Origin of the sequence: Epilithonimonas zeae, assembly GCF_023278365.1 — a bacterium.
GTDB lineage: Bacteria > Bacteroidota > Bacteroidia > Flavobacteriales > Weeksellaceae > Epilithonimonas > Epilithonimonas zeae_A.
This window is the reverse complement of the sequence record NZ_CP075338.1, coordinates 3,353,700-3,377,539: the sequence shown is the minus strand read 5'-3', so window position 1 is coordinate 3,377,539 and position 23,840 is coordinate 3,353,700. Positions and strand designations below refer to the sequence as shown.

Sequence of the window (23,840 nt, the reverse complement as noted above, 5' to 3'; positions counted from 1 at the left end):
AAGTTTTCCTTTGCGACTTTTTATATTTATAATAAATTAAAAACTTTCTGCCTTCGCTATAAAATTTAAAACTTCTCAAACCTAAAATTCTCTCCAAGATAAGCCTTTCTAACATCTGGGTCATTCGCCAAATCCTCTGGCAGACCTTCTTTCAGAATTTTCCCTTCGAACATAATATAAGTTTTGTTCGTAATCGCCAAAGTCTGCTGAACGTTGTGGTCGGTAATCAAAATCCCAATATTTTTCTCTACAAGAGACCTTACGATTTTCTGAATATCTTCCACAGCAATCGGGTCAACTCCTGCAAAAGGTTCATCTAGAAGAATAAAATTCGGGCTTGTCGCCAGACAACGTGCGATTTCGGTTCTACGTCTTTCACCTCCGGAAAGCAAATCACCACGGTTTTTACGAACGTGTTCCAAATGGAATTCCTCAATCAGCGCATCACATTTCATTTGCTGTTCTTTTTTAGAAAGCTTTGTCAATTGCAAAACGCCCAGAATATTATCTTCAACAGACAACTTCCTGAAAACCGAAGCTTCCTGCGCCAGATAACCAATGCCATTCTGCGCCCTTTTATACATCGCATCTTTAGTGATATTTTGTTTATCCAAAAAAACATTGCCAAAAGTAGGTTTCACCAATCCAACAATCATATAAAAAGACGTCGTTTTTCCGGCTCCGTTTGGTCCCAAAAGTCCGACGATTTCGCCCTGCTGAACCTCCAATGAAACGCCTTTCACAACCTTTTTCGGTCCGTATTCTTTGATCAAATTTTCTCCTCGTAAAATCATAAAACAAAGATATACAAATTTTCATCTTCTCATTACATCTAATTTGAGCGTGCCCCTTGCCAACGCAAAATCCAATACTCGGGTCGGGCTATCCACTACAATCTTTTATGTCCGACTAGTCGGACATAAAAGGATTTCCGCTACTATCCCTCACGCGCTTCGCCAAGTCGAATATTAGTCACAAATCCAACCTTGTCATTTTAAAGAACTCATCATTCATAACTCATAACTACTTTGTACCTTTGCAAAAATTCTCAAAATGCTCATAGAAAGCCTTCAAAACGAAAAAATAAAAAAACTAACCCGACTTTTGACCAAAAATCAGGACAGAAGAAAAGCCGGCGTTTTCATCGTAGAAGGTCAGCAGGAAAACGAAAGAGCAATGCATTTTGGCAATCAGCCGGAAGAATTTTTCATCTGCGAATCTATTTTCAAAGGAAAATTACCAGATTCTAAAATCCATTACGTTTCAGAAAAGCTTTATGAAAAAATCGCTTACCGTGGAACAACAGAAGGAATCATCGGGATTTATAAACTTGAAGAAAGAACTCTAGAAGATTTTAGTCCAAAAAAAGATTCCGCAATTATTATTTTAGAAAGTGTAGAAAAACCAGGAAATCTTGGAGCAATCTTGAGAAGTTGCGAAGCTTTCGGCATCAACGCTTTGATTGTAACAGACCCTAGAACAGATTTTTACAACCCGAATGTTATCCGATCTAGTGTTGGTTGTCTTTTCGGGATGAATATCTTTCAAGCTTCCAACGAAGAAACTTTGGAATTTTTAAAAACTTACGAATATCCAATTTTCACAACCTTTATGAGTGAAGATGCAAAAAATATTCAGACAAAAAATTTAAAAGAGAAATCTGCGATTTTATTCGGAACAGAACATTCCGGCTTAAGTGACTTCTGGAAAGATAAAGGAGAAAATGTTTTGATTCCAATGTCCGGAAGTATAGATTCTTTAAACTTAAGTAATGCAGCCGCAATTACTTGCTACGAAATCCTAAGACAGAAATTGGAGAAATAAAAAAACCGCTTCTCGAAAGAAACGGTTTAAAATTCTTAACTTGGTTAAGATTATTTTTTAGCAGTAGCAGCAGAATCTACTTTAGCAACAGCTGAATCAGCAGTAGCTTTAACAGAATCAACACCAGCAGTAGTAGCAGAATCAACTACAGCAACAGCAGAATCAACAGCAGCAGAATCAGCAGCAGCAGTATCAACAGTTTCAGTTTTTTTACAAGCTACAAGAGCTACAGCAGCGATAGCAGCTACGAAGAATGACTTTTTCATAATAATTTAATTAAATTGTTAGTTAATAGATTGTCCATTATTTGAACAGGGCAAAATTATATCGATAAAATATTTTTGTTTTGAAAATTAATTGTAATATATTTGTAAAACACGATTTACAAATAACAATTACTGTAAATCAACAATTTAAGAATAAATAGAATTTTGAGCGATACCGAATTTTTACATTTTCAATCCTTAAAAAAGGCTGTTCAGGGCAAATATCTTGAGACGCATTCCCCAGCATATGATGATATTTCCAAATGGAAAGGAATAGATATTATTTATTTCCAAGAAGATTTGAGACAAAAAGCCAAAGGGAATATCAGCGAAAAAACTTTTTACACTTACTTCAAGAATAATTCTCAGGAAAAAATTCCTAGAATTGATATGCTGAATATCTTATCCGTTTATTCCGGATTCAATTCTTGGTCTGAGTTTAAAAAGAAAAACCCTATTGCTACTTCTGCAGAGGAAATGACTGCCACTGTAGTTTCAGAAACGCAGATTGAAGAACCTATAGAAATAGTTACAGTAGGACAAAATCAAACTTCAGTTACTGAAAAGCCTCCAGTTTCTGTAGACAATCAGGCTTTTGACGAGATTAATCAAAATATCAATTTCAAAAGTCAAAAACAAAATTTTTTAAAAAGATATTTGTGGTTGGGAATTTCGGCTTTCCTGTTTGCAATAGTTTTGATATTAGTATTTTATGATAATTTGTTTTATAAAAAGTACACTTATGCTTTTACAGATGCAGACAGAAACTCCTCAATAAAAGGCGAACTCGACGTTAAAATCATCAGAGAAAACGAATCTCCTATTCTTTTTAAGGTAAAACCAAATTCAAAATTTGTTTATGAAACAAAAAGCAAAAGCTTGAAAATGATTATTTCTTCTCCTTTCTATAAAGCTGAAGAAATAACAAGAGACTTGACCAATGCGCCTGACACAGAGAATATTGAGCTGAAACCTAACGAATATGCTGTTCAGTTATATTATTACTCAAAATCGATAAAAGATTTCAAGAAAAAAACCCAACAACTGAATAGATTAATTAGTGATAATGCGCTGATCTATCAGGTAGTTGATAGTGATATTTATGGGATAGAAACTATGGACAAGCAGAAATATATCTCGCTGGTTACGCTTCCTACTACAACTTTGGAAAATCTGGAAGTGATAGATTCTCAAATGAAAAACGGAAAAATTGTAATGATTAAATTCAAAATCACTGACGATGAAAAAACAAAATAAAATATATTATTGGATATTAGGTATAACTATAGTAACTGCAACAGTAATATCCTGCAATAAAAAATATGAAGGCGACGAAAATTCTATAGAAGTCATTAGAAACGCCAATAACAACGGAACTTATTCTAAGACAAAACTAGATAGCTTACAGGCAATCAACCTGATTACGACTCAAAAAGTTCAGGATTTGTTAGACTTATCTGCCCTTTATACTTCCGGAAACAAGGATACAGAAATAGATTCTGTGATTTACACACAAATGCAAGCTCACTTTTTATTAAAAGATTCCAGCAATCTGACACCACTATTAAAAGAAATGGACAGTTTGAAGGTGAAATTTGCTAAAGTGAGCAAACTCACGACGTCTAAAACTGTAAAAGAAAATGACACTTTGGATTTTGCCAATTTTGATGTAGAATATTATGACAACAAAAGAACTTACATCACAACAGTCAACAGAAAAGCTCAATATACACTGAAAGCATCACCAGTCAAATTCCAGAAAGAGTTTAAGTTTTACTTTACCAATTTCTACAAAAAGGATTCTGATACTATAAAAACAACAAAACCCGCTAATTAGCGGGTTTTGTTTTAAACTAGATTTGGAATCTAATTATTTTTTGATTTCTTCTTTAGCAGCTTTCTCGTCAGCTTTTACTTCAGCTTTAGCAGAGTCAGCAGTAGCTTTAACTGAATCAACAGTTGCAGTTTTTGTAGAATCGATTGCAGCGATTGCAGAATCAGCAGTAGCGTCTACTGAATCAACAGCAGCAGTTTCAACTTTATCAGCTTTGTTACAAGCAACTAGAGAGATTGCAGCGATAGCAGCTACGAATAATGACTTTTTCATGTTCTAAAATTTTAATTAATTATTATTATTGATTTGTTGTTCCTAATTATTGTGTCATAATTACATTACAAATGTAGGACGGTCTGACAAAAATCATTAATAAATAACTTGTAATATCATTGTAAAGTGATTTACAAATAAATATACTTGATTACCAATTATTTAATAGTAAAATTCACAAATTCTGAAGGTGTAATCAACCCATCCAAGGCAACATCTTTTCCAAAAACATCTATAATAGCTTCATTCGGAGAAAAGAAATTTAAACCAATTTTATTATGAATCTTCAAATCACTCATAAAGAAAGAATCATAAAACCCTTTTCCATAACCAATCCTATTTCCAAATCGGTCACAATATAATAATGGTGCTAAAACATAGTCCAATTCATCATTAGCGTCAATATTAGAAATCGGTTCTTTGATTCCCCAATTGTTAATTTCGAATTCTGAATCCGGAAAAATCTCCACAGAAATCATTTTTTCGCTTTGAATTTTAGGCACAAAAACACGAACTTTTTTATCAAAAAAATAATCGATAAAAAATTGAGTATTTATCTCATTAAATTTTTTAATCGGCAAAAAAACATTAACTTTTTGATTTTCAATAATATTAAATTGTAAAACAAATTGTTCAAAGATTTTTTTAGACAAAAAACTGACCTCATCTTGTGATAAGGCCATTCTTTTTTCTTTATAAATGGTTCTAAGTTCCCTTTTTGTGAGACTAAAATTCATCGTAAAAAATGATTTAATCTTGTAAAATTTTATACAACTTATCTGACAATCTCACTCTGAATGGAAGTTCAAAGGTAATCTGATCTCCAACTTTTGCCGAACTGCTGAATTCGCCGTCAACAAAAATCTGAGTTATTTTAATTTCTTGTTCTCCGGTTGTAGGGCCAGAAATTAAAACTTTATCGCCTACAGCAAGTTCATTATTCTCAATTAGAAACTGTGCAATCTTAGATTTGGTAAAATAATGTTCCGCTCTTCCAATCAAAGTCTTTTTAACTTTAATTTTCTGACGAATATCCTTCGTTTCAGGTTTTGTTGTAGCTTTTGCCAAAGTTTGTGTTGACAAGTCTCCCGAATTTTTAAATTTCAAAGCTTCAGATTTACCTTTTCTGAATACTTTGTTTCCAACCTGAAGTCCTTTTCTTCTCGCAACTTGTTCTTCCTGAGGCAAATGGATTATCTCATGACATTCTGTTGAGCAAGTATTTTCCATAATTGCTTTGCATTCATCACATTGGATAAATAACAAATGACAAGCATCATTCGCACAATTGGTGTGATTATCACAAGGTTTTCCGCATTGGTGACATTGAGAAATAATATCGTCCGTAATTCTTTCTCCTAACCTGTGGTCAAACACAAAGTTCTTTCCAATGAATTTACTTTCAATATTTTCCTCTTTTATTTGGCGTGTATATTCTATAATTCCGCCTTCTAATTGGTAAACATTTTTGAAACCCTGATGTTTGAAGTAAGCACTCGCTTTTTCACAACGGATTCCGCCGGTGCAATACATCAAAAGATTTTTATCTTCTTTATAATCCTGCAATTGCTCATTAATAATCGGCAAACTTTCACGGAAATTCTCAACATCCGGCGTAATCGCACCTTCAAAATGGCCAACTTCACTCTCGTAATGATTCCTGAAATCCACCACAATCGTATTCGGGTCTTCCAACATATTATTGAATTCCTGAGCTTTCAAGTGAATTCCTTTATTGGTCACATCAAAAGTCTCATCATTCAAACCATCAGCCACAATTTTATTTCTAACCTTGATTGTTAACTTCAAAAAAGAGTGATTATCCTGCTCCACAGCTACATTAAGACGTATACCTTTCATAAAATCGTAAACTTCCAGCGTATCACGAAAAGCTTCAAAATTTTCTGCAGGAACGCTCATTTGAGCATTGATTCCTTCGTGCGCCACATAGATCCGACCCAACGCATCAAGAGCGTTCCAGACTATAAAAAGGTCGTCGCGAAATTTCTTAGGGTTTTCAATTTTGGCATACGCATAGAAAGACAATGTAAGGCGCTCTTGTCCGGCCTCATCGATAAGTCGAGCTCTTTCTTCTGCGCTTAAGGTGTTGTACAGTTGCATGCTATAAACGGTTTAAGTGAGAAAAATAATGGCGCAAAGATAAGGAATTTGGCTGAAAGTTTTCAGTTGACAGTTATCAGTATTTGGGCGTGCCCCTCGCCAACACTTGCGATACTGAAGCTCTCGAAGGGCCAACGCTAGGGTCGGGCTATCCGTTACAATCTTTTTCCTGCACCAATTCCACACAAAAAAGGATTTCCACTACTATCCTTCACGCATTTGCAATTCGATGTTAGAAAACCCTTTCAGAATTAGAAGCTCTGAAAGGGTTAGGCTACAACTCAACATATTAGACAAAAAATAAATATATTTACAACTCTAAAATTTGAAAAATGAAGAAAATATTTGTTTCTGTTGTTATGATGACAGCAGTTTTCTCACAAAATATTAATGCACAAGAAATTACATTAAATAAAATCTACTCCGGATACTATCGTGGAAAAGGTATTGCAGGAATTGCATCGTTGAATGACGGGGAGAATTATGCAACCATCGAAAAAGACGGCATCGCAAAATACAGTTACAAGACTTTCCAAAAAGTTGGAAACATTGTAGACGGAAGTTTCGAATCTTATATTTTCTCTGCAGATGAATCTAAGATTTTGTTGCAAAAAGAAAGTCAGGATATCTATAGGCATTCATTTTTAGGAAAATTTGATGTGAAGGATTTGAAATCAAATAAAGTAACGCCGCTTAATAACGGAAATTATATTCAGGAACCGAAGTTTTCTCCGGACGGAAGCAAAGTCGCTTTCATTGTTGATAACAATCTATTTTATCAGGATTTGACTTCTGGAAAAATCACGCAGATTACGAATGACGGGAAGAAAAATTCAATCATCAATGGATTGGGAGACTGGGTTTATGAGGAGGAATTTGGTCACGCCGATTTTTATCAATGGAACAAAGCGGGAGATGCGATCGTATTTGTAAGATTCGATGAATCTGCAGTTCCGGAAATCTATATTCCTATTTATGGAAAATCGCTTTACCCAACCGAAATGCGATATAAATATCCAAAAGCAGGCGAAACCAACTCAACAGTTACCGCCAATCTTTATCAATTAAACTCAGCAAAAACAACGGCTCTGAATCTTGGAAGTTTTGAGAATTATTACATTCCACAACTATGGCAAACGAACGGTAAAGACGAAATCGCTTTGGCAACAAGCAACAGACATCACAGCAAAGTGGATTTGTTAAAAGTGGATACCAAATCTGGAAACGTAAGCAAATTGCTTTCTGAAACAGACAACGCCTGGATAGAAACCGACAACTTGACTCTGGAGTTTTTAGACGATAATTCTTTCCTTTGGGCTTCGGAACGTGATGGTTACAGACAATTGTATTGGTACGAGAAAGATGGAAAACTGAAAAAACAAGTCGCAAAAGGCAATTGGGAAATCACAGATTATTACGGTTACAATCCAAAAACCAAAGAAGCCTATATTCAAACTACTGAAAAAGGAAGTCTGAACAAAGTGGTTTCAAAATTGAATATCAACTCAGGAAAAACAACCTTGATTTCTTATCCTGAAGGCAATAACTCGGCAAGTTTCAGTAAGTCATTTAATTATTTTATTAATACGAATTCGACAGCTTCTTCTCCAAATAAATATGTTTTGAAAGATGCTTCCGGAAAAGAAATCAAAGAACTTCAAAACAATAACGAATTGCTTTCTAAGCTTCAGAAAGATAATTTTGTAACTAAAGAATTCATGACCATTCCAAACTCGGTTGGCGACCAACTGAATGCCTGGATTATCAAACCGAAAAACTTTGACCCGAACAAAAAATATCCATTGTTTATGTTCCAATATTCCGGTCCGGGTTCTCAGCAGGTTTCCAATTCATGGGACGGCGGAAACGGAATCTGGTTCGAAATGCTTGCTCAAAAAGGCTATATCGTTGCTTGTGTGGACGGCCGTGGAACAGGTTATAAAGGTGCAAAATTTAAAAAAGTTATTTACAAACAATTGGGGAAATATGAAATCGAAGACCAGATTACTGCTGCAAAATGGTTCGGAAATCAATCTTACATTGATAAATCAAGAATAGGAATCTTCGGATGGAGCTTTGGTGGTTATATGAGTTCTTTGGCTTTGACAAAAGGTGCGGACGTTTTCAAATTGGGAATTGCAGTCGCGCCGGTGACCAACTGGAGATATTATGATACAGTTTACACAGAAAAATTCTTACAGACGCCGCAGGAAAACCCTGAAGGTTACGACCAGAATTCACCGACAACTTTTGCGAATCTGTTAAAAGGAAAATTCCTATTAATCCACGGAACAGCTGATGACAATGTTCATTTCCAGAACTCTATGGAGTTTTCGGAAGCATTGATTCAAAATAAAAAACAATTTGATTTTATGGCTTATCCGGACAAAAACCACGGTATTTATGGCGGACAAACCAGACCTCAACTTTATGAGAAAATGACAAATTTTATTTTGGAGAATTTGTAATCAACATAAACTTTTAATAAATACCTTTCAATATTGAGAGGCATTTATTAAAAGTTAAAGACTTATTTTTGGGAAAAATTTCATCCAAAACAGCCATGAAAAAAATCTTTACATTTTTATTTATAACAATTTATTCATTATCGAGCTCTCAAGTAAAAGCACTTACCGAAGATGGAAAAGAGGTTGTTCTTTTTGATAATAAAACTTGGCGTTTTGTGAATGAAAGTGATGAAAAAACATTGGATGAAATTGAAACAAATGAGACAGCATTTGTAAAATCAAAAGAATCTACTTTTCTTCTGAAAAGCAAAAAAATTGAAGCCGGAATCTATATCAATCCAAAAAAATGGAGAACTGCTAAAACATCCAACCTACCTACAGCAGAGTACACTTTCCAAAATTCGGAAAATCCAAATGTAATGGTTATGGGTTGTCTGATTTCTGAGGTTATTCCTATACAAACCCTTAAAAATCTTCTGGATCTTAAAATATCTACTTTACAAGGATCCGTAGAATTTTTTAAAATTAATAAGACAGAGTATAGAACGGTTAACGGAATCAAAGTTTTGTTTATGGATTATTCTGTCAACACAAAAGGAATAGATTTCCGATATATTGGAAATTATTATCTTACAGAAGAAGGCTATGCAAGTTCTTTTGCTTTTTCGTATGAAAACAATTTTGATAAGGGAAAAGCTGAAATGCAAAATTTCATCAATGGTCTGGTAAAAGCTGAAAAATCAAAAACTACAGAAATTATTGAATATACTTCTCCACCTCCACCAATGTCAACAAAAAAATAAACAAAAGCCTTTCAAATTTGAGAGGCTTTCTTATTTATTAAATTTAAAATCCTATTTTTGGGAACGTTGTGAAAATTGATACTATGAAGACTAAACATCCAAAAGGTTTACCTTATTTGTTTTTTACTGAGATGTGGGAACGTTTCGGTTATTATTTGATTCTTGGGATTTTCGTTCTCTATCTGATAGAACCACAAGGCGTTGCCGGAGGATTGGGAATTCCTGATAAAGATGCCGATGATATTTTCGGAACCTTCATAGCACTGACTTATCTTACTCCGTTTTTAGGTGGATTTTTAGCTGACCGAGTTTTAGGTTATATCAAATCCATTTATCTTGGTGGTGTTTTGATGGCTGCAGGCTATATTGGTGTTGGAATTTTCAAAGATTTGCCTTTATTCTATGGTTCTCTTGCATTGATTATTATAGGAAATGGTTTCTTTAAACCGACTATTTCTACACTTTTAGGAAATCTCTATTCTGAAGAACCTTACAAAGCGAACAAAGATTCTGGTTACAATATTTTCTATATGGGAATCAACATCGGAGCGTTTATCTGTAATATTATTGCGGCGTTTATGCGTAACAAATTCGGTTGGGGCGAAGCATTTATAACAGCCGGCGTTGGGATGTTGCTTGGATTGGTGATTTTCACAATCGGACTGAAACATTACAGACACGCAGCGATAATGAAGCCAAGTCAGGAAGGTGACACCAAATTATCTGAAATCCTGATGAAGGTTTTTGTTCCTGCAATTATTGCAGGTGTTATCGGTTGGTTTGTTCCAACAATGGTTTTAGGAGCTAATATCTTTGCAAGTACAAATACAGATGCCTTTATTTTCGCTTGTGTCCCTGTTATTTACTTCTATGTTTCACTTTATTTCAAATCGAATCCATTGGAGAAACCGGCGATTGGGGCTTTGCTTTCGATATTCTTAATCAGTATGTTTTTCTGGGCAGTTTTCAAACAAAATGGAACAGCTTTGACCAGATGGGCGAATTATTATACTGATAGAAGTGTTTCCGAATCTGTGGAAAAACCTTTGGCTTCGCTTTATCTTGTTGAAGAAAAAAGCTATGCGGATAAAGAAACACCTATTTTTGATGAGCAATTCCGTTCTCAGAAAGATGCTAACGGAAAAGCTTTGAAAGAAACAGGAAAAGATATTTACTTTAGAAATGTTTCCGCTGGGAAAAAAGCAGAATTAGAATCCAATCCCGACAAACCTGTTTTCCTGTATAATACAGAATTATTTCAATCGATAAATCCATTTTGGGTAATTGCATTAACACCTGTAATTGTCGGAGTTTGGGCAATGCTTAGAAAACGAAGAAAAGAACCTTTGACACCAAGTAAAATTGTTTTGGGATTGTTCATCACCAGCTTATCTTGCCTGGTAATGGTTGCTGCTGTTTATGCTGGAAATAACGGCGCAGAAAAGGTTTCTTCACTTTGGTTGGTTGCAGGTTATGGTGTTGTTACAATTGGCGAACTTTGCCTGTCGCCGATGGGATTGTCATTCGTTTCCAAATTATCTCCGGCAAGATTGACAGCGCTGATGATGGGAGGTTTCTTCTTAGCCAATTCTGTTGGGAATAAATTGTCGGGAATCCTTGCAAGCACCTGGTACAATTATGAAAACAAAGCCAACTATTTTCTTGTTAATTTCGGCTTATTGATATTTGCAACATTGCTAGGATTAATGATGCTAAAAAGACTGAACAGAATAATGAAAGAAAGTGGACATTAAATCGACAAAGACTTATAATAAAAACAAAAGCGAAATTAGTCTAATTAATTTCGCTTTTTGTTTGCTCAAATTTCAATAAAGTCAAAGCACTTTTTCAAAAGCTTTTCTTGCACTTCCCCGGAAATGAACTTCTCCGCAATATTGATAGCCTAATTTATCCAGAATCGTCAGCATTGCCGGATTATCAAAGTTGGTATCCACTTTTATACTGAATGTATTATTCTCTTTTGCAACATCATCTATAAAGCTAAAAATCTTTTTAGATAAACCTTTCCCCGCAAATTTATCTGAAATCGCAACTCTATGAACTACCAAAAAGTCTCCGTTAGTCAGCCATTCTCCTTCGATAGCGTCATAAGCTGGCTCATCATTGAAAATCAGTGCACTGTAACCTGCAACAATTCCGTCCACCAATAAAACATACCCGAATCCTTTTTCGATATCAGACTTTACAGTTTCTAAGTTTGGATAACCGTCCTGCCATTGACGACTGCCATCGTTTTTTCTCCTTGTAATAGCGTCCTGTAATATTTCCCAAATCACCGAAGAATCTTCGGCAATTGCCTTTCTAAATTCTAAATTCATTTCCATAAAAAGACAAAATTAAATCAAATCTGTAAAATATGGATTATTAAATCTTACATAAACAGCAACTTGAATCACTTACGTTGATGAAAAAAAACTATATTTGTTACCTTTAAGAAAATTTAACAATTAATTTATATGGAGACAGTAAAGACTAGTTCGAAACATCCTAAAGGCTTGTGGGTCCTATTTGGGACGGAGATGTGGGAGCGTTTTAATTTTTACGGGATGAGAGCATTGCTTACCTTATTTATGGTAAACTCTCTACTGATAAGAGAAGCCGATGCTTCTATCATCTATGGTGGATTCTTGGCATTGTGTTATTTAACGCCACTTTTGGGAGGTTTCATTGCTGATAAATATTTGGGTAACAGAAACTGTATTATTTTAGGAGGAAGTTTGATGGCGATTGGGCAATTCTTGCTTTTCTTAAGTGCTTCAACTTTTTCTGACAACCTTGGCGGTGCAAAAGGTCTAATGTGGTTTGCTCTTTTTGTAATTATCTTCGGAAACGGGTTCTTCAAACCGAATATCTCATCAATGGTTGGAAGTCTTTATCCAAAACAAGAAAAATCTAAACTGGATTCTGCTTTCACGATTTTCTATATGGGGATCAACATTGGAGCATTCTTGGGTCAGTTCATCTGTCCTTACGTTGGTGATGTAAAAGACGCTGCCGGAGTAAGAGATATTTTTGCTTTCAAATGGGGGTTCCTTGCGGCTTCTATCGCAATGTTGATTGGAACTGTAACTTTCTTTATTCTTAAAAATAAATATGTTGTAACACCAGAAGGAAGACCAATTGGTGGATTGCCGAAGCATAATACAAGTGAAGACTTTGAAGAAGGAGAATCTCAGACTGCAAAATTCACAGGAAAATCAATTGGAATTACTACAATTTTATTTGTAATCCTGTTTTTCATTTTCAGATACTTTTTGGTAGGTGAATTTGGATTTAACTCTGTGGAAATGGGTCAATTGATTAAGGGAATTATTTACCCTTTCATCTATGCAGCCGGCATTTCATTAGCATTCTTAATTATGAGTTCTGCTGAAAATAAAATCGAAAGACAGAGAATCTGGGTAATCTACATTGTTTCGTTTTTCATTATTTTCTTCTGGGCAGCTTTTGAACAAGCAGGTTCATCACTAACCTTCATCGCAGATAATCAAACTGACAGAAATATTTTTGGCTGGGATATGCCGCCATCAATGGTTCAGATATTCAACGGACTTTTTGTGGTGCTTTTGGCTTTACCATTCAGTTTACTTTGGGACAAATTGAGAGCAAAAGGGAAAGAACCAGTTTCTCCTTTGAAACAAGCGATTGGTTTAGCTTTGATTGCATTGTCTTATTTCATCATCGCTTACAACGTAAAAGACCTTGGAAACTCAGGATTATTGGCAATCAAATGGTTGATTTTACTTTATCTGATCCAAACAATGGGTGAACTTTGCTTATCGCCAATCGGTTTGTCTTTGGTTGGTAAATTAGCGCCTAAGAGATTCTCGTCTTTATTATATGGTGTCTTCTTCATCGCGAATGCTGCAGGTTATGCGTTAGCAGGAACTTTGGGAGCAATCATCCCTGCAACAGGAGACAAATTTGCAAAAGCACAAGAGATTGGTGTTAACCTTCAGGATGTTTTAGATAAAAAAGTAACATTGAATGCTGACCAAGTAAAAGCTTTCTCTACGGCACAATTGCCTACAGAATATACAACATTCGCAGGTTTCACAATCCACAACCTTTTCGAATTTTTTATGGTTTTCGTAGTTCTTTGTGGAATTGCATCAGTATTGTTAGCTTTCTTATCGCCTATTCTTAAGAGAATGATGCACGGTGTGAAGTAAAAAACTTTCGCATTTATTTATCAATACAAACCACCGAATATTCGGTGGTTTTTTGTTACATTCGTATGATAGAATTTCACTTATTAACCCATTGTGTCAACAATTGAATTAAAAAAATTTTAATCAAAATAAATTAGTGAACCACTGCGTCACAAATCGAATTATTTATCAATTATATTATGAATCTTACCCTCGAAGAAATTCAGAATTTCAAAGGCAAATATCCTAAACAACTTTGGTATCTTTTCACAATAGAAATGTGGGAACGTTTCTGTTTCTACGGAATGAGAGGTGTCCTGGTTATTTTTATGACAGACCAGCTCGGACTCTTCGAGAAAGATGCCAATCTAAAATATGGAGCCATACAGGCTTTCATCTACGCCTTTACATTCATCGGTGGAATTTTTGCGGATAAAATTCTGGGATTCAAAAAATCTTTGGTTTTTGGAGGAATCATAATGGCGTTGGGAAATCTTATCATCGCTTATAATCCTCACGATTTGTTCTATTTTGGAATTACGTGCTCCATTATCGGGACAGGATTTTTTAAGCCAAATATCTCCTCGATGGTTGGAGAACTCTACAAAGAGGATGACGTGAGAAGAGATGCTGGTTACGGGATGTTTTATGCAGGAATCAATATTGGAGGACTTTTAGGCGGAGCACTTTGCGTTTATCTTGGTAAATATTATTCTTGGAGTCTTTGCTTTTTAGCAGCAGCTGTGGTGATGCTCATTGGTTTAATTACTTATTTTTTCATCAAAAAATCTATTGAACCGATCGGAAATTCTCCGTTATTACATAATCAGGAATCAACCCGAATCAAGAAAGAAACAATTGTAATTGTTGGAGCGCTTTTGCTGTTACCAGTCATTTATTTCCTTATTCAAAATAGTGATTTTACAGATTACTTTATGTACGGAATCGGCGTTGTATCATTGCTCTATTTGGGTTATGAAATAGTGAAACTAGACAGAAGCTATCAGAAAAAAGTAATTGCGGCATTCATATTCATTGTAATGTATTTGATTTTCAATGCTATTTATGAACAAAGTGGTGGTTCTTTATCATTATTCGCAAAGGACAATCTTGTTGATAACCTTTTATTTTTCCATATCGACCCGAATATTATTAACAACAGTTCCAATTCATTTTTCATTATTATTTTCAGCCCGTTAGTAGGATTATTGTGGGTTTGGTTGGCAAGTAAAAAATTAGAACCTAATACTATTATTAAATTCGGAATTGGATTTTTATTTCTTGCAGCAGGATTTTTCTTATTCTATTCGTTAAGGTTTTTTGCTAATGATGATGGGAAATCTTCTCTTAATTTATTCACATTCACTTGGCTCGTAATCACATTTGGAGAATTATGTTTAGGGCCAATTGGTATGTCTATCATAACGAAACTTTCTCCAAAGAAGCTTTTTGGAATGATGATGGGTATGTGGTTTCTGGCAAGTGCATTTGGGCAATTTTTCGCAGGAAAAATAGGTGCAGAAATGTCCGAAGCTAACACCGGAGGAACTTTGACAAGCAAATTAATAGCCTACACAGACGGCTACAAAACGTTAGGAATTTATGCCTTGATTGCCGGAGTCATCCTCATTGTTCTTTCGCCACTTGTGAAAAAATTGATGCAAGGTGTAAAGTAAATAGAAACTTTAAAACGTCTACTATTATGGAGAGTTAACTGAAAACATAAAAAACACACAGATGAAAAAAATTTTATTATTAACCTTATTTCTGATTCAAGTTTCAGGTTTTGCACAAGTCCGATGGATGACGATGACTCAGGCTCTCGCGGCTCAGAAAAAAGAACCAAAGAAAATCCTGATTGATTTCTATGCAGATTGGTGTGCCCCTTGTAAAGAAATGGATAAATTCACTTTTAACCATCCGGAAATTGCTAAAATTATTAATGATAAATTTTATGCTGTAAAGTTCGAAAGTGATGGGAACGAAACAGTTATTTTTGCCGGACATACATTCACAAACCCGGATTATAAAGGCAAAAAATCTAAAAGCGGACTTCATCAGTTTTCCAAATATATGAACATCAATATGATTCCAACAATGGTTTTTCTGGATGAGAAAACTGACCCAATTACCAGTCTTTCTGGTGCACTGAAAGCCAAAGAAGTGGAACCGTATTTCTCTATGATTGCTTCCAACGAGTACAAGACCATCAAGACCCGAAAAGAATGGGAAGGCTACCAGAAAAAGTTCAAATCGAAAATCAAAGAATAATTACAAAAACATCCAAAAACTTGGATGTTTTTTTTAGTTCCTATCATTGTATAATTATATTCAAGATTATAATTTAACAAGCTTAATACAACTTTATTGCTAAGGCACTTTTTTTGAATCAAAATAAAATATAAAAAATTTTAAATTGTTCTAAAATCTATTTTTGCAACAATACTTTAAACTAAAATCAATTATAATAAAAGTTGAAATCAAAATCAATAAAACACAAATGAAAGTAAAATTTCTTTTATTCCTTTTTATTTTTGTTGCTATCAAAGGCTTCGCAGGCTGGTATGAAGTTTACAATTTCACTGGAAAGATTGACAAATTCCCTGTGACTTTTTCTTTACAGCTTAAGCCAGGATATTTTGGAGAACCTGCTAAAAAAGACTACAACATTATTGGTGTTTATAAATATGATAAATTCAATAATCCTATTCGGTTGGAAGGAAAATTTGACCAAAAATCGAATCGAATTGAAGTTTATGAATTGGATAAGAACGATAAAATCTCTGCTACTTTTTCACTCATTTTAAAATCCAATAAGTTGTCCGGAACTTGGAAAAATAATGAAAAACAATTCAATGTCGTACTTCAGTTGAAAGATAAATTGAGCGATTTGTCCAATGAGCAATTTCAAAACATACAAATTCTACAAAACCAATCGTTGAAAGATTATTATTTTGTTGGAGTTTATAAAAAAAACAGCCAATCAGATGCTTTTATGCACGAATTGAAAATCATCAACAAAAAAACCAATCAGATTTTCCAAACATTGAATTTTGATGCTATCGAAACGCCTACAGGAAATTTAATGACAATTATTTTTGACAATGTGACGACTAATAAAACCAACGACTTCATGGTTTCCAATAGTTACGGTCGGGTTGGCGGTTATTTAATTGTGAATTATAATTCAGTCAAAAACCGATTTATTGTAAATCCCGAACCATTGGCGGAAGGTTCTTAATCGCGACTAAGTTGGTTAATACACAGAAATGATATGAATTCTAACGAAGCTTATCAAAAAAAAGGAAAAGGCATTACTGATTTTTTGACTTGGAAAGTGCTGTTTCCTATAATTTTGATTATTTACCTCATATTTTCGCCAATTAGTGCGTCTATTCTTTCGGTCATCATTTCGCTTCTGATTTGCATACCACAATTCAAAACTAAAATAAGATGGAAAAGATTATTGGTGATTTTTTTATTGCTTCACTTTTCCCTGACTAGCATCTACTCTATTTCTCCATATCTTCAGGTGAAGGATTTCAAATTATTTCATTGGAACTGGAAAGAAACCAATGGAACCATAGAAAATCAGTATGTCAAATGGGAAGAAATCACCCGAAGAAAAGGTCCAAAAGCGATTGCGAATATCCAATATTCTTTCCTCTATAATAATCAAATCAAAAAGATGACAGAATTTGAAGCTATCAAAATTGTTTATCCTTGGTATTTCCGTAAGACAGAAGAAAAAAAAGAAAAAATAAAAAATGAGCTTTCTCAGAATATCGAGAATTACAAAAAAAATAAAGCATATAAGATCTTTTTCAATCCAAAAAACGACGAGAGTAAATTGTTCATTACCACAGAAAAAATCTTAGTAAGTAATTCCAGCAGTTATTCTTTGCTGATGTCCTGCGTACAAGTTTTTGTCGGGATTGCACTCCTCCTCGCAGTTCTCTGGTTAGGTTTTAATACGATTCCGAAACTCCTCGAAAAAAGTAACCGATAATGCTCCAATTTTGTTTTTGATTTGAATTGATTCTAAACTGAAATTTCATAAATTTTCCCGAAATTCGTCGGAACAAATTTTCCTTTTTTGACTTTAGAAACTTCCATAGAATTTCTCAAAAACATCGGAACCGAACGCGCAAAATTTATCAGAAACGTGTTGGGAATCTCGACTGTGGAAGATTTGCTGACCTTCTATCCAATCCGTTATATCGATAAAAGTAAAATTTACAAAATAGGAGATTTAACCAAAGAGCCGGATGCAGATATCCAGCTGAGAGGGAAAATCACAGATATCCAGGAAGTTGTTTACGAAAAGGGGAAACGCTTGTCAGCGAAATTCAGAGACGAGACTGGTACGATGGATTTGGTTTGGTTCCGATACACCAATTGGATGAAAGACTCTATTCCATTGAATAAAGAAATTTTTATTTTCGGGAAAGTCAACTTCTTCAATGGTAATTTTTCTATGCCACATCCTGAGATTGAAGCCGATGAAAAAAAAGCATTATCAGGAACGCTTTTACCAATTTATCCTGGAAGCGAAAAATTGAGTAAACGAGGAATCAATAATAAGTTTTTTCAAAATGTTATTTTCAACATTTTAAAAGATTTACCTCAACTGATTTCCGAGAATCTACCCGATTATCTTTTGAAATCGATGAAGTTAATGGGGAGATTGAATTCCTATTACAACATTCATTTTCCAAAAGATTTTAAACATTTTGAAGCGGCTGACAGGCGATTGAAATTCGAGGAAGCATTTTTTTTCCAGTTAGGTTATGGACTGAAAAAACTGCACCAGAAAACGAAATCCTTCGGAAATCCGTTTCCGATTGTCGGCGACCATTTCACTAATTTCTATAATAACAATCTTCCATTCGAATTAACGAACGCCCAAAAACGAGTTCTGAAAGAAATCCGAACCGATATGAAACGTTCGACCCAAATGAATCGACTGTTGCAAGGCGATGTTGGTTCAGGGAAAACGATGGTCGCATTATTAACTATGCTAATAGCGATGGATAACGGTTTTCAATCTTGTTTGATGGCACCGACAGAAATCTTAGCTCAGCAACATTTTAATTCAATTAAAGAATTATTACAAAATACAGAGATTAATGTCAAACTTTTGACCGGTTCATCCAAAACTTCTGAGAGAAAAATCATTCACGAAGAATTGGAAAATGGCGAACTTTCTATCTTGATTGGAACGCACGCAATCCTTGAAGACAAAGTTAAATTCCATAAATTGGGATTAGCGATTATCGATGAACAGCATAGATTCGGGGTGGCTCAACGGGCTAAACTTTGGGCAAAAAATAATATTCCGCCCCACATTTTGGTAATGACTGCGACGCCAATTCCTAGAACTTTGGCAATGAGTTTTTATTCGGATTTGGATGTTTCTGTGATTGATGAAATGCCAGTCGGAAGAAAACCAATTATCACAGCCCATCGACGAGAAAAAGACAGGCTTTCGGTTTACAGTTTTTGTCGGGAAGAGATAGAAAAAGGTCGTCAAATTTACTTTGTTTATCCATTGATTGAGGAATCAGAAACTCTGGATTACAAAAATCTGATGGAAAGTCTGGACCAAGTTATGAATTTTTTCAAAAGTTACAATGTGACAATGGTTCACGGAAGAATGAAACCTGCGGAGAAAGATATTAATATGCAATTTTTCGCTTCAGGAAATGCTCAAATTATGGTAGCAACAACTGTGATAGAAGTTGGTGTCAACGTTCCGAATGCTTCTGTAATGGTGATTGAAAGTGCCGAGAGATTCGGATTATCACAGCTTCATCAGTTGAGAGGACGCGTTGGAAGAGGCGCAGAACAGAGTTATTGTATCCTTATGACAGATGATAAACTGAGCAAAGAAAGCCGGACGAGAATCAAAACTATGGTTCAGACCAATGATGGTTTCAAAATCTCCGAAGTTGATATGGAATTGCGTGGTCCGGGCGATATTTTGGGAACTCAGCAAAGTGGTGTCGTAGATTTCAAAAAATTAAGTCTGATAGAAGATTCTGCCATTATAAAAGCTTCGAAACTAACCGTTGAGCGAATCCTAGAAAAAGATTCGCTTCTCAATCATCCCGATAATCAGGTGATGAAACAATATTACATCAGACAATATAAAGGGAAGAATAAGTGGTCACAGATCAGCTAAGACTTTTAAAATCTATTTCCAATAGCTCCAGACATTCCCATCGTAAACCGCAATCGCACGACCAACAGTGTCATAACATAACATCCCTGGATAAGGACTTTTTACAGTTAAGTGGGGATTGGCAATTTTGGGTAATATCAAAGCTTTATCTGCAGCTTCCAAAATCAATATCCCTTTTGCATCACTAGTTTCTGATCCCATAATAACACCAGACTTAGAACCAGATTCATCTGAAGTATTTGGAATAATGGAACTCGATACTCCTTCATCGGTAAGATTAACCCAAGTATTATTCTCGTACATCCTTACTCTGTTATTACTTTTATCAAAAAGGAATGTTCCATTATTAGCCGATGCCATAGAATTAAAGGCGTTGGTTGTATCATCTACAGCAGGAAGTATGATGCCATTGGTATTACCAGTTGCATCATTGAAATCTAGAATTGTTGATGCACCATCTACATTTAATTTACCACCCATAGAAACTTGGGCGTTTACAATGCCTGCTATAGCACAGAAAATTATATTATAAATTTTATTTTTCAATTGGTTTTTATTATCATTGGTTACAACTTCTATTGATACATTTCCATCTTGTTCCGTTGAAAAGCTTCACACATTTGTCCTGGATATCATACACAATCATCCCTTCTTTTGGATCTGTAACAGAATCTGTAGTTTGAGGCGTTGTACTCACGTGATTGACTCTCGTAATTACAAGTCCTTTCTGTTTTGATTCTAAAGCTATAAAACCATTAGGAATACTTTGCGGCCAGCTGTCCTGTTTCTGTTGTGAAGTTATCCCGATTGGAGTATATGCATTGGGTGTTCCTGTTGCCGGCGTTTTTGTACAATAACAAATAGAAACCGTAATTGTTGCAGGAGCAGAAACAAGTCCAGCCGTATCTGCTACACTGTATTGGATCGTTACTGGTTGCGTAAAAGTGGTTAAAGAGGAAAATGAAATTACACCAGTGGTTGTATTGACAGTAAAAGTTCCCTGTCCAGGAATTGTAACCGTAGTAGCCGTAGCCATCGTTGACGGATTGATGAGCCTTACGCTTGCAGGATTAATAGCTCTTGTTCCAGACACATCATTACTTAAAACATTGATTGTAATAGTTTGTGAAAGCGTTGGATCTGCAATACAACCTGTATCATCTTTAGGATTTGGAGGCAATGTAAGTGCACAACTTGCGCCATCTGCCAAAACTTGACCTGCATCATTCGCGGTTGCAAACAAACTGGCATTCATACTATACGATGTCGTTGCAGAATTATACTGAAATTTATAGGCATTTCTACTACCATTGTTTCCTACATATAGATTATCCGCAGAATCAATAAAAGCTGTTCCCCAAGAATCATCAGCTTCAGAATTGATTTGAGCACCTATAGCATCTCCCAAAAATTGAAGTGCATTGGTGGTTAAATTGATTCTAAAAACTTTTCTTGCACTACCAATCTGGGTAATTCCATAAATATTACCATCCGATGCAAAAGCAAAATCGTTGATTTGAAAGTTGGTAATGGCAGTAGGTGTCGTAAAAGGAATTACAGTAACAGCTAAGGTGCTGAGATTAATTTTGTAAATCTGAGCATTAGAATTCCTGAAAATATACAGCTCATTATTATAAACATCTCCTGCGGTAGCCGCACCTACCGTTCCTGCAGTTAAGCCGCTTACAGTAATAAGGTCATAATTGCCATTAAGATCCAATCTAATAATCTGATTAGAGTTTGCTCTGTATCCGTATATAAATCCATCCAGCTTATTATAACCAATACAATTGATCCTTCTTCCGGTAATTCCGGTAGATGCTGGGATAATTGGATTTTTAATTGTAGTTACTGCTCCGCTATTGGCATCAATAGAATAAAAACCAGAGATACCACTTGTTCCAGTTATGTTTTGCATTACAACATAAGCTTTTCCACTAGTACAAGGTATTGGAGTTGTTGCCTGTGAAAAAAGTTTTGATAATGCAGAAAACAAAAAGAAGACGAAAATTATTCTTTTCATTATTGTGTTTTTTTAAATAGATATAAAATTTCTCAAGTGTAAACTTGAAATAGAAAGAATTATAGCTGTAACTTAATTATAGCTTATTCGGATTGATAAAGATTTGTAGAAAATAAGGTTTCCTATCTAAGAAAATAGAGTGCACAGTTGTGCTAATTGAATTTTTCATTTTTTTCATTTATTTGTGTTGTAGTGCAAATTTAAATAATTATATAACATTATTTATACCATAAAAGCATAATAATGATTTTTTAACACTTAACACATCATTATTAACAACCTCAATATGACAATAAAAAGCCTACTATAAATAGCAGGCTTTCTAAATTTAAAAAATAGTATATGAAGAAAAATTACTATCAGGCATTACTGATTTCGTTCTGGGACAAATCTAAAATTATGCAGCAGATATAAGTTTAATGAATTATTATCTGTGTATTAATAATACTTAAGGATAAATTAAATGAAGTTTTATTGAGAATTAACACCTTCATAATATTGCTTTAGGAGACTGATATTTTTAATTTTATTAATGGTCTTAAAATCAGAATTTAAGCAAAATCGAAAGTCATTAATCTAATTTATAGAAATTTGAAGTTTGAAAGTGGTTCATTCTTAGTTAACTTACAGTATGTGAAAAGAGTAGAAAATCAATCACAAAAAAAGCATCTGCGTGTTTGCAAATGCTTTGGTTTATTATTGATTGATAATAAATTCCATCAGATAATCATCCATCACATAACCATTTCCGATATTTAAAATGGCTTCTTCATAAACTTTGAAACCTTGGGATTCATAGAATTTATGTGCCGAATTATTTTTATTGACGGTGAGCGTCACTCGTTTATCATTCACATTTTCCGCTTCATTGATGACAAATTTCAACGCTTTTTTACCCAAACCTTTTCCTTGTGCTTCTTTTAAAAAATAAATCCTGTGAAGTTTTGTTGTTTCAGGTTCCTGATGAAACTCAAATCCAACAAAACCAAGAAATTCATCATTTTCTGAAACTAAATAATAATGATAATTGGGATTTTTGAAATGTTTTTTCAGTGCCTCTTCGGAATACATCATATTCAGCATATAATCAATCTGATCTTGTTCCAAAATATCAGCATAAGCAAAAGCCCATGATTTTTTTGCTAAATTTTGAATAATAGGAATGTCTTTTTGTTCGGCTTTGATAATCATAATTTAAAAAATTTCTTTGATAATTTCAAGAGATTTTGGTTCTCTGAAATCTGTAAAATGATAATGATAATACACTAAAATAGAATCGAGGAAATTTTGTTTTCCGAATCGGCTCAGTTTGATATCATAAGGGTTTTGTGATACGATCAATTCTTTCCAAATGGCGGAAATGTCTTTATCAAAAAAATGATGAGATTCATTTTCTTCGAAGTTTCCTGATTCTGGATTCAGATAAGTTTTATCAGAAAATAATGGCTGTAAACCTTGCTGTTTCAACAATCTAAAAATAAATATCAAATGAGATTGGAAATTATCCATTTGTAATTGATTCAAAAAAAGCGAAATCTCCGAGTAAATATTTTGGTTTTGGTTTTCATTCCTTAGAACTTGATTCAGTAAATCAGAAATAAAAAATAAAATCGAATTCTTTCTGATATCAGAAGTAAAAAGTTCCGAATTTATCTGTTCCAATTTGATAACATTCTGGATATTCTTCTTTTTATCGGAAGTATAAAGCAATAGTTCATTTAAAGGAAAAAGAAATGCTTTCTTTTTATTTTTTGGAGAATAAATTCCTTTGGCAAAAAAACTTTCGAATCCGTTTTCTCTGCAAAAACAATGGAGAACAGCATCGTGATCTCCATATTTTGTATAAGACAGTAAAAAAACTTCTTGGGTCAT

At 34.4% G+C, this 23,840-nt stretch carries 22 protein-coding genes; 12 read left to right on the top strand and 10 right to left on the bottom strand.

All coding sequences use genetic code 11. The annotated features are described in order from the left end of the window. Positions 1-65 precede the first annotated feature (65 nt). Entirely contained in the window at positions 66-794 is a 729-nt protein-coding gene (lptB, locus tag KI430_RS15435; protein WP_074236905.1) for an LPS export ABC transporter ATP-binding protein, read from the bottom strand. A gap of 259 nt (positions 795-1,053) precedes the next feature. Between lptB and KI430_RS15430 the strand changes: the two genes are divergently transcribed. After that, positions 1,054-1,824 (top strand): TrmH family RNA methyltransferase, encoded by a 771-nt coding sequence (locus KI430_RS15430; protein WP_248875810.1) that lies wholly within the window; start codon positions 1,054-1,056, stop codon positions 1,822-1,824. Between the two features lie 50 nt (positions 1,825-1,874). Here KI430_RS15430 and KI430_RS15425 read toward each other — a convergent pair whose 3' ends face one another. Further along, a complete protein-coding gene (locus tag KI430_RS15425; RefSeq protein ID WP_248875809.1) occupies positions 1,875-2,090 on the bottom strand; it encodes a hypothetical protein in 216 nt (71 codons plus the stop codon). Between the two features lie 165 nt (positions 2,091-2,255). On the opposite strand from KI430_RS15425, the gene KI430_RS15420 reads away from it, so the two are divergent. Both KI430_RS15420 and KI430_RS15415 read left to right on the top strand, forming a co-directional pair. Beyond that, entirely contained in the window at positions 2,256-3,347 is a 1,092-nt protein-coding gene (locus tag KI430_RS15420) for a hypothetical protein (protein WP_248875808.1), read from the top strand. After that, positions 3,331-3,927: a hypothetical protein gene (locus tag KI430_RS15415; protein WP_248875807.1), complete on the top strand. Its 597-nt coding sequence runs from the start codon at positions 3,331-3,333 to the stop codon at positions 3,925-3,927. Before KI430_RS15420 ends, KI430_RS15415 begins: the two co-directional genes overlap by 17 nt. A 33-nt stretch (positions 3,928-3,960) precedes the next feature. On the opposite strand, the gene KI430_RS15410 is transcribed toward KI430_RS15415, so the two are convergent. The 3 genes from KI430_RS15410 to KI430_RS15400 form a co-directional block, all read right to left on the bottom strand. After that, on the bottom strand, positions 3,961-4,197 hold the full coding sequence (locus KI430_RS15410; protein ID WP_074236910.1) for a hypothetical protein: 237 nt from the start codon (positions 4,195-4,197) through the stop codon (positions 3,961-3,963). A gap of 158 nt (positions 4,198-4,355) precedes the next feature. Then, positions 4,356-4,880: a 5-formyltetrahydrofolate cyclo-ligase gene (locus KI430_RS15405; RefSeq protein ID WP_248875806.1), complete on the bottom strand. Its 525-nt coding sequence runs from the start codon at positions 4,878-4,880 to the stop codon at positions 4,356-4,358. Positions 4,881-4,947: 67 nt separating this feature from the next. Beyond that, positions 4,948-6,318 carry a rhodanese-related sulfurtransferase gene (locus KI430_RS15400; RefSeq protein WP_248875805.1) on the bottom strand — a complete coding sequence of 457 codons (1,371 nt, stop codon included), beginning with the start codon at positions 6,316-6,318 and terminating at the stop codon, positions 4,948-4,950. A 332-nt stretch (positions 6,319-6,650) separates the two neighbouring features. Between KI430_RS15400 and KI430_RS15395 the strand changes: the two genes are divergently transcribed. The 3 genes from KI430_RS15395 to KI430_RS15385 all read left to right on the top strand — a co-directional run bounded on the left by KI430_RS15395 (position 6,651) and on the right by KI430_RS15385 (position 11,343). After that, entirely contained in the window at positions 6,651-8,786 is a 2,136-nt protein-coding gene (locus KI430_RS15395; protein ID WP_248875804.1) for a S9 family peptidase, read from the top strand. Between the two features lie 95 nt (positions 8,787-8,881). Then, positions 8,882-9,589: a hypothetical protein gene (locus KI430_RS15390; RefSeq protein WP_248875803.1), complete on the top strand. Its 708-nt coding sequence runs from the start codon at positions 8,882-8,884 to the stop codon at positions 9,587-9,589. Between the two features lie 83 nt (positions 9,590-9,672). Continuing rightward, the gene (locus tag KI430_RS15385) at positions 9,673-11,343 is read left to right on the top strand and encodes a peptide MFS transporter (RefSeq protein WP_248875802.1); all 1,671 of its coding nucleotides are present in this window, start codon (positions 9,673-9,675) and stop codon (positions 11,341-11,343) included. Between the two features lie 81 nt (positions 11,344-11,424). Here the strand turns inward: KI430_RS15385 and KI430_RS15380 are convergent, their stop codons facing one another. Further along, positions 11,425-11,934 carry a GNAT family N-acetyltransferase gene (locus KI430_RS15380; protein ID WP_248875801.1) on the bottom strand — a complete coding sequence of 170 codons (510 nt, stop codon included), beginning with the start codon at positions 11,932-11,934 and terminating at the stop codon, positions 11,425-11,427. A 132-nt stretch (positions 11,935-12,066) separates the two neighbouring features. On the opposite strand from KI430_RS15380, the gene KI430_RS15375 reads away from it, so the two are divergent. The 6 genes from KI430_RS15375 to recG all read left to right on the top strand — a co-directional run bounded on the left by KI430_RS15375 (position 12,067) and on the right by recG (position 19,945). Then, positions 12,067-13,782, top strand: a complete 1,716-nt coding sequence (locus KI430_RS15375; protein ID WP_248875800.1) for a peptide MFS transporter — start codon at positions 12,067-12,069, stop codon at positions 13,780-13,782. A 179-nt stretch (positions 13,783-13,961) separates the two neighbouring features. Then, positions 13,962-15,437 carry a peptide MFS transporter gene (locus KI430_RS15370; protein WP_248875799.1) on the top strand — a complete coding sequence of 492 codons (1,476 nt, stop codon included), beginning with the start codon at positions 13,962-13,964 and terminating at the stop codon, positions 15,435-15,437. A gap of 61 nt (positions 15,438-15,498) precedes the next feature. Then, positions 15,499-16,032, top strand: a complete 534-nt coding sequence (locus KI430_RS15365) for a thioredoxin family protein (protein ID WP_248875798.1) — start codon at positions 15,499-15,501, stop codon at positions 16,030-16,032. Positions 16,033-16,261: 229 nt separating this feature from the next. Beyond that, positions 16,262-17,002, top strand: coding sequence for a hypothetical protein (locus KI430_RS15360; RefSeq protein ID WP_248875797.1), 741 nt, complete (start codon positions 16,262-16,264; stop codon positions 17,000-17,002). Between the two features lie 33 nt (positions 17,003-17,035). Beyond that, positions 17,036-17,770: a hypothetical protein gene (locus KI430_RS15355; RefSeq protein ID WP_248875796.1), complete on the top strand. Its 735-nt coding sequence runs from the start codon at positions 17,036-17,038 to the stop codon at positions 17,768-17,770. Between the two features lie 87 nt (positions 17,771-17,857). Further along, a complete protein-coding gene (gene recG / locus KI430_RS15350) occupies positions 17,858-19,945 on the top strand; it encodes an ATP-dependent DNA helicase RecG (RefSeq protein ID WP_248875795.1) in 2,088 nt (695 codons plus the stop codon). 12 nt (positions 19,946-19,957) lie between these two features. On the opposite strand, the gene KI430_RS15345 is transcribed toward recG, so the two are convergent. The 4 genes from KI430_RS15345 to recO form a co-directional block, all read right to left on the bottom strand. Beyond that, the gene (locus tag KI430_RS15345) at positions 19,958-20,491 is read right to left on the bottom strand and encodes a hypothetical protein (RefSeq protein ID WP_248875794.1); all 534 of its coding nucleotides are present in this window, start codon (positions 20,489-20,491) and stop codon (positions 19,958-19,960) included. Positions 20,492-20,504: 13 nt separating this feature from the next. Further along, entirely contained in the window at positions 20,505-21,968 is a 1,464-nt protein-coding gene (locus KI430_RS15340) for a hypothetical protein (RefSeq protein WP_248875793.1), read from the bottom strand. 696 nt (positions 21,969-22,664) lie between these two features. Then, positions 22,665-23,159, bottom strand: a complete 495-nt coding sequence (locus KI430_RS15335) for a GNAT family N-acetyltransferase (protein ID WP_317231434.1) — start codon at positions 23,157-23,159, stop codon at positions 22,665-22,667. 3 nt (positions 23,160-23,162) lie between these two features. Further along, positions 23,163-23,840, bottom strand: coding sequence for a DNA repair protein RecO (recO, locus tag KI430_RS15330; RefSeq protein ID WP_248875792.1), 678 nt, complete (start codon positions 23,838-23,840; stop codon positions 23,163-23,165).

Bases quoted from the DNA above. Each gene is read 5' to 3' on its own strand.
- KI430_RS15335 (WP_317231434.1), bottom strand. From the start codon at position 23,159: ATGATTATCAAAGCCGAACAAAAAGACATTCCTATTATTCAAAATTTA.
- KI430_RS15430 (WP_248875810.1), top strand. From the start codon at position 1,054: ATGCTCATAGAAAGCCTTCAAAACGAAAAAATAAAAAAACTAACCCGA.
- KI430_RS15380 (WP_248875801.1), bottom strand. From the start codon at position 11,934: ATGGAAATGAATTTAGAATTTAGAAAGGCAATTGCCGAAGATTCTTCG.
- KI430_RS15375 (WP_248875800.1), top strand. From the start codon at position 12,067: ATGGAGACAGTAAAGACTAGTTCGAAACATCCTAAAGGCTTGTGGGTC.
- KI430_RS15415 (WP_248875807.1), top strand. From the start codon at position 3,331: ATGAAAAAACAAAATAAAATATATTATTGGATATTAGGTATAACTATA.
- recO (WP_248875792.1), bottom strand. From the start codon at position 23,840: ATGACCCAAGAAGTTTTTTTACTGTCTTATACAAAATATGGAGATCAC.
- KI430_RS15395 (WP_248875804.1), top strand. From the start codon at position 6,651: ATGAAGAAAATATTTGTTTCTGTTGTTATGATGACAGCAGTTTTCTCA.
- KI430_RS15425 (WP_248875809.1), bottom strand. From the start codon at position 2,090: ATGAAAAAGTCATTCTTCGTAGCTGCTATCGCTGCTGTAGCTCTTGTA.
- lptB (WP_074236905.1), bottom strand. From the start codon at position 794: ATGATTTTACGAGGAGAAAATTTGATCAAAGAATACGGACCGAAAAAG.
- KI430_RS15400 (WP_248875805.1), bottom strand. From the start codon at position 6,318: ATGCAACTGTACAACACCTTAAGCGCAGAAGAAAGAGCTCGACTTATC.
- KI430_RS15340 (WP_248875793.1), bottom strand. From the start codon at position 21,968: ATGAAAAGAATAATTTTCGTCTTCTTTTTGTTTTCTGCATTATCAAAA.
- KI430_RS15360 (WP_248875797.1), top strand. From the start codon at position 16,262: ATGAAAGTAAAATTTCTTTTATTCCTTTTTATTTTTGTTGCTATCAAA.
- KI430_RS15355 (WP_248875796.1), top strand. From the start codon at position 17,036: ATGAATTCTAACGAAGCTTATCAAAAAAAAGGAAAAGGCATTACTGAT.
- KI430_RS15410 (WP_074236910.1), bottom strand. From the start codon at position 4,197: ATGAAAAAGTCATTATTCGTAGCTGCTATCGCTGCAATCTCTCTAGTT.
- KI430_RS15390 (WP_248875803.1), top strand. From the start codon at position 8,882: ATGAAAAAAATCTTTACATTTTTATTTATAACAATTTATTCATTATCG.
- KI430_RS15385 (WP_248875802.1), top strand. From the start codon at position 9,673: ATGAAGACTAAACATCCAAAAGGTTTACCTTATTTGTTTTTTACTGAG.
- KI430_RS15365 (WP_248875798.1), top strand. From the start codon at position 15,499: ATGAAAAAAATTTTATTATTAACCTTATTTCTGATTCAAGTTTCAGGT.
- KI430_RS15370 (WP_248875799.1), top strand. From the start codon at position 13,962: ATGAATCTTACCCTCGAAGAAATTCAGAATTTCAAAGGCAAATATCCT.
- KI430_RS15405 (WP_248875806.1), bottom strand. From the start codon at position 4,880: ATGGCCTTATCACAAGATGAGGTCAGTTTTTTGTCTAAAAAAATCTTT.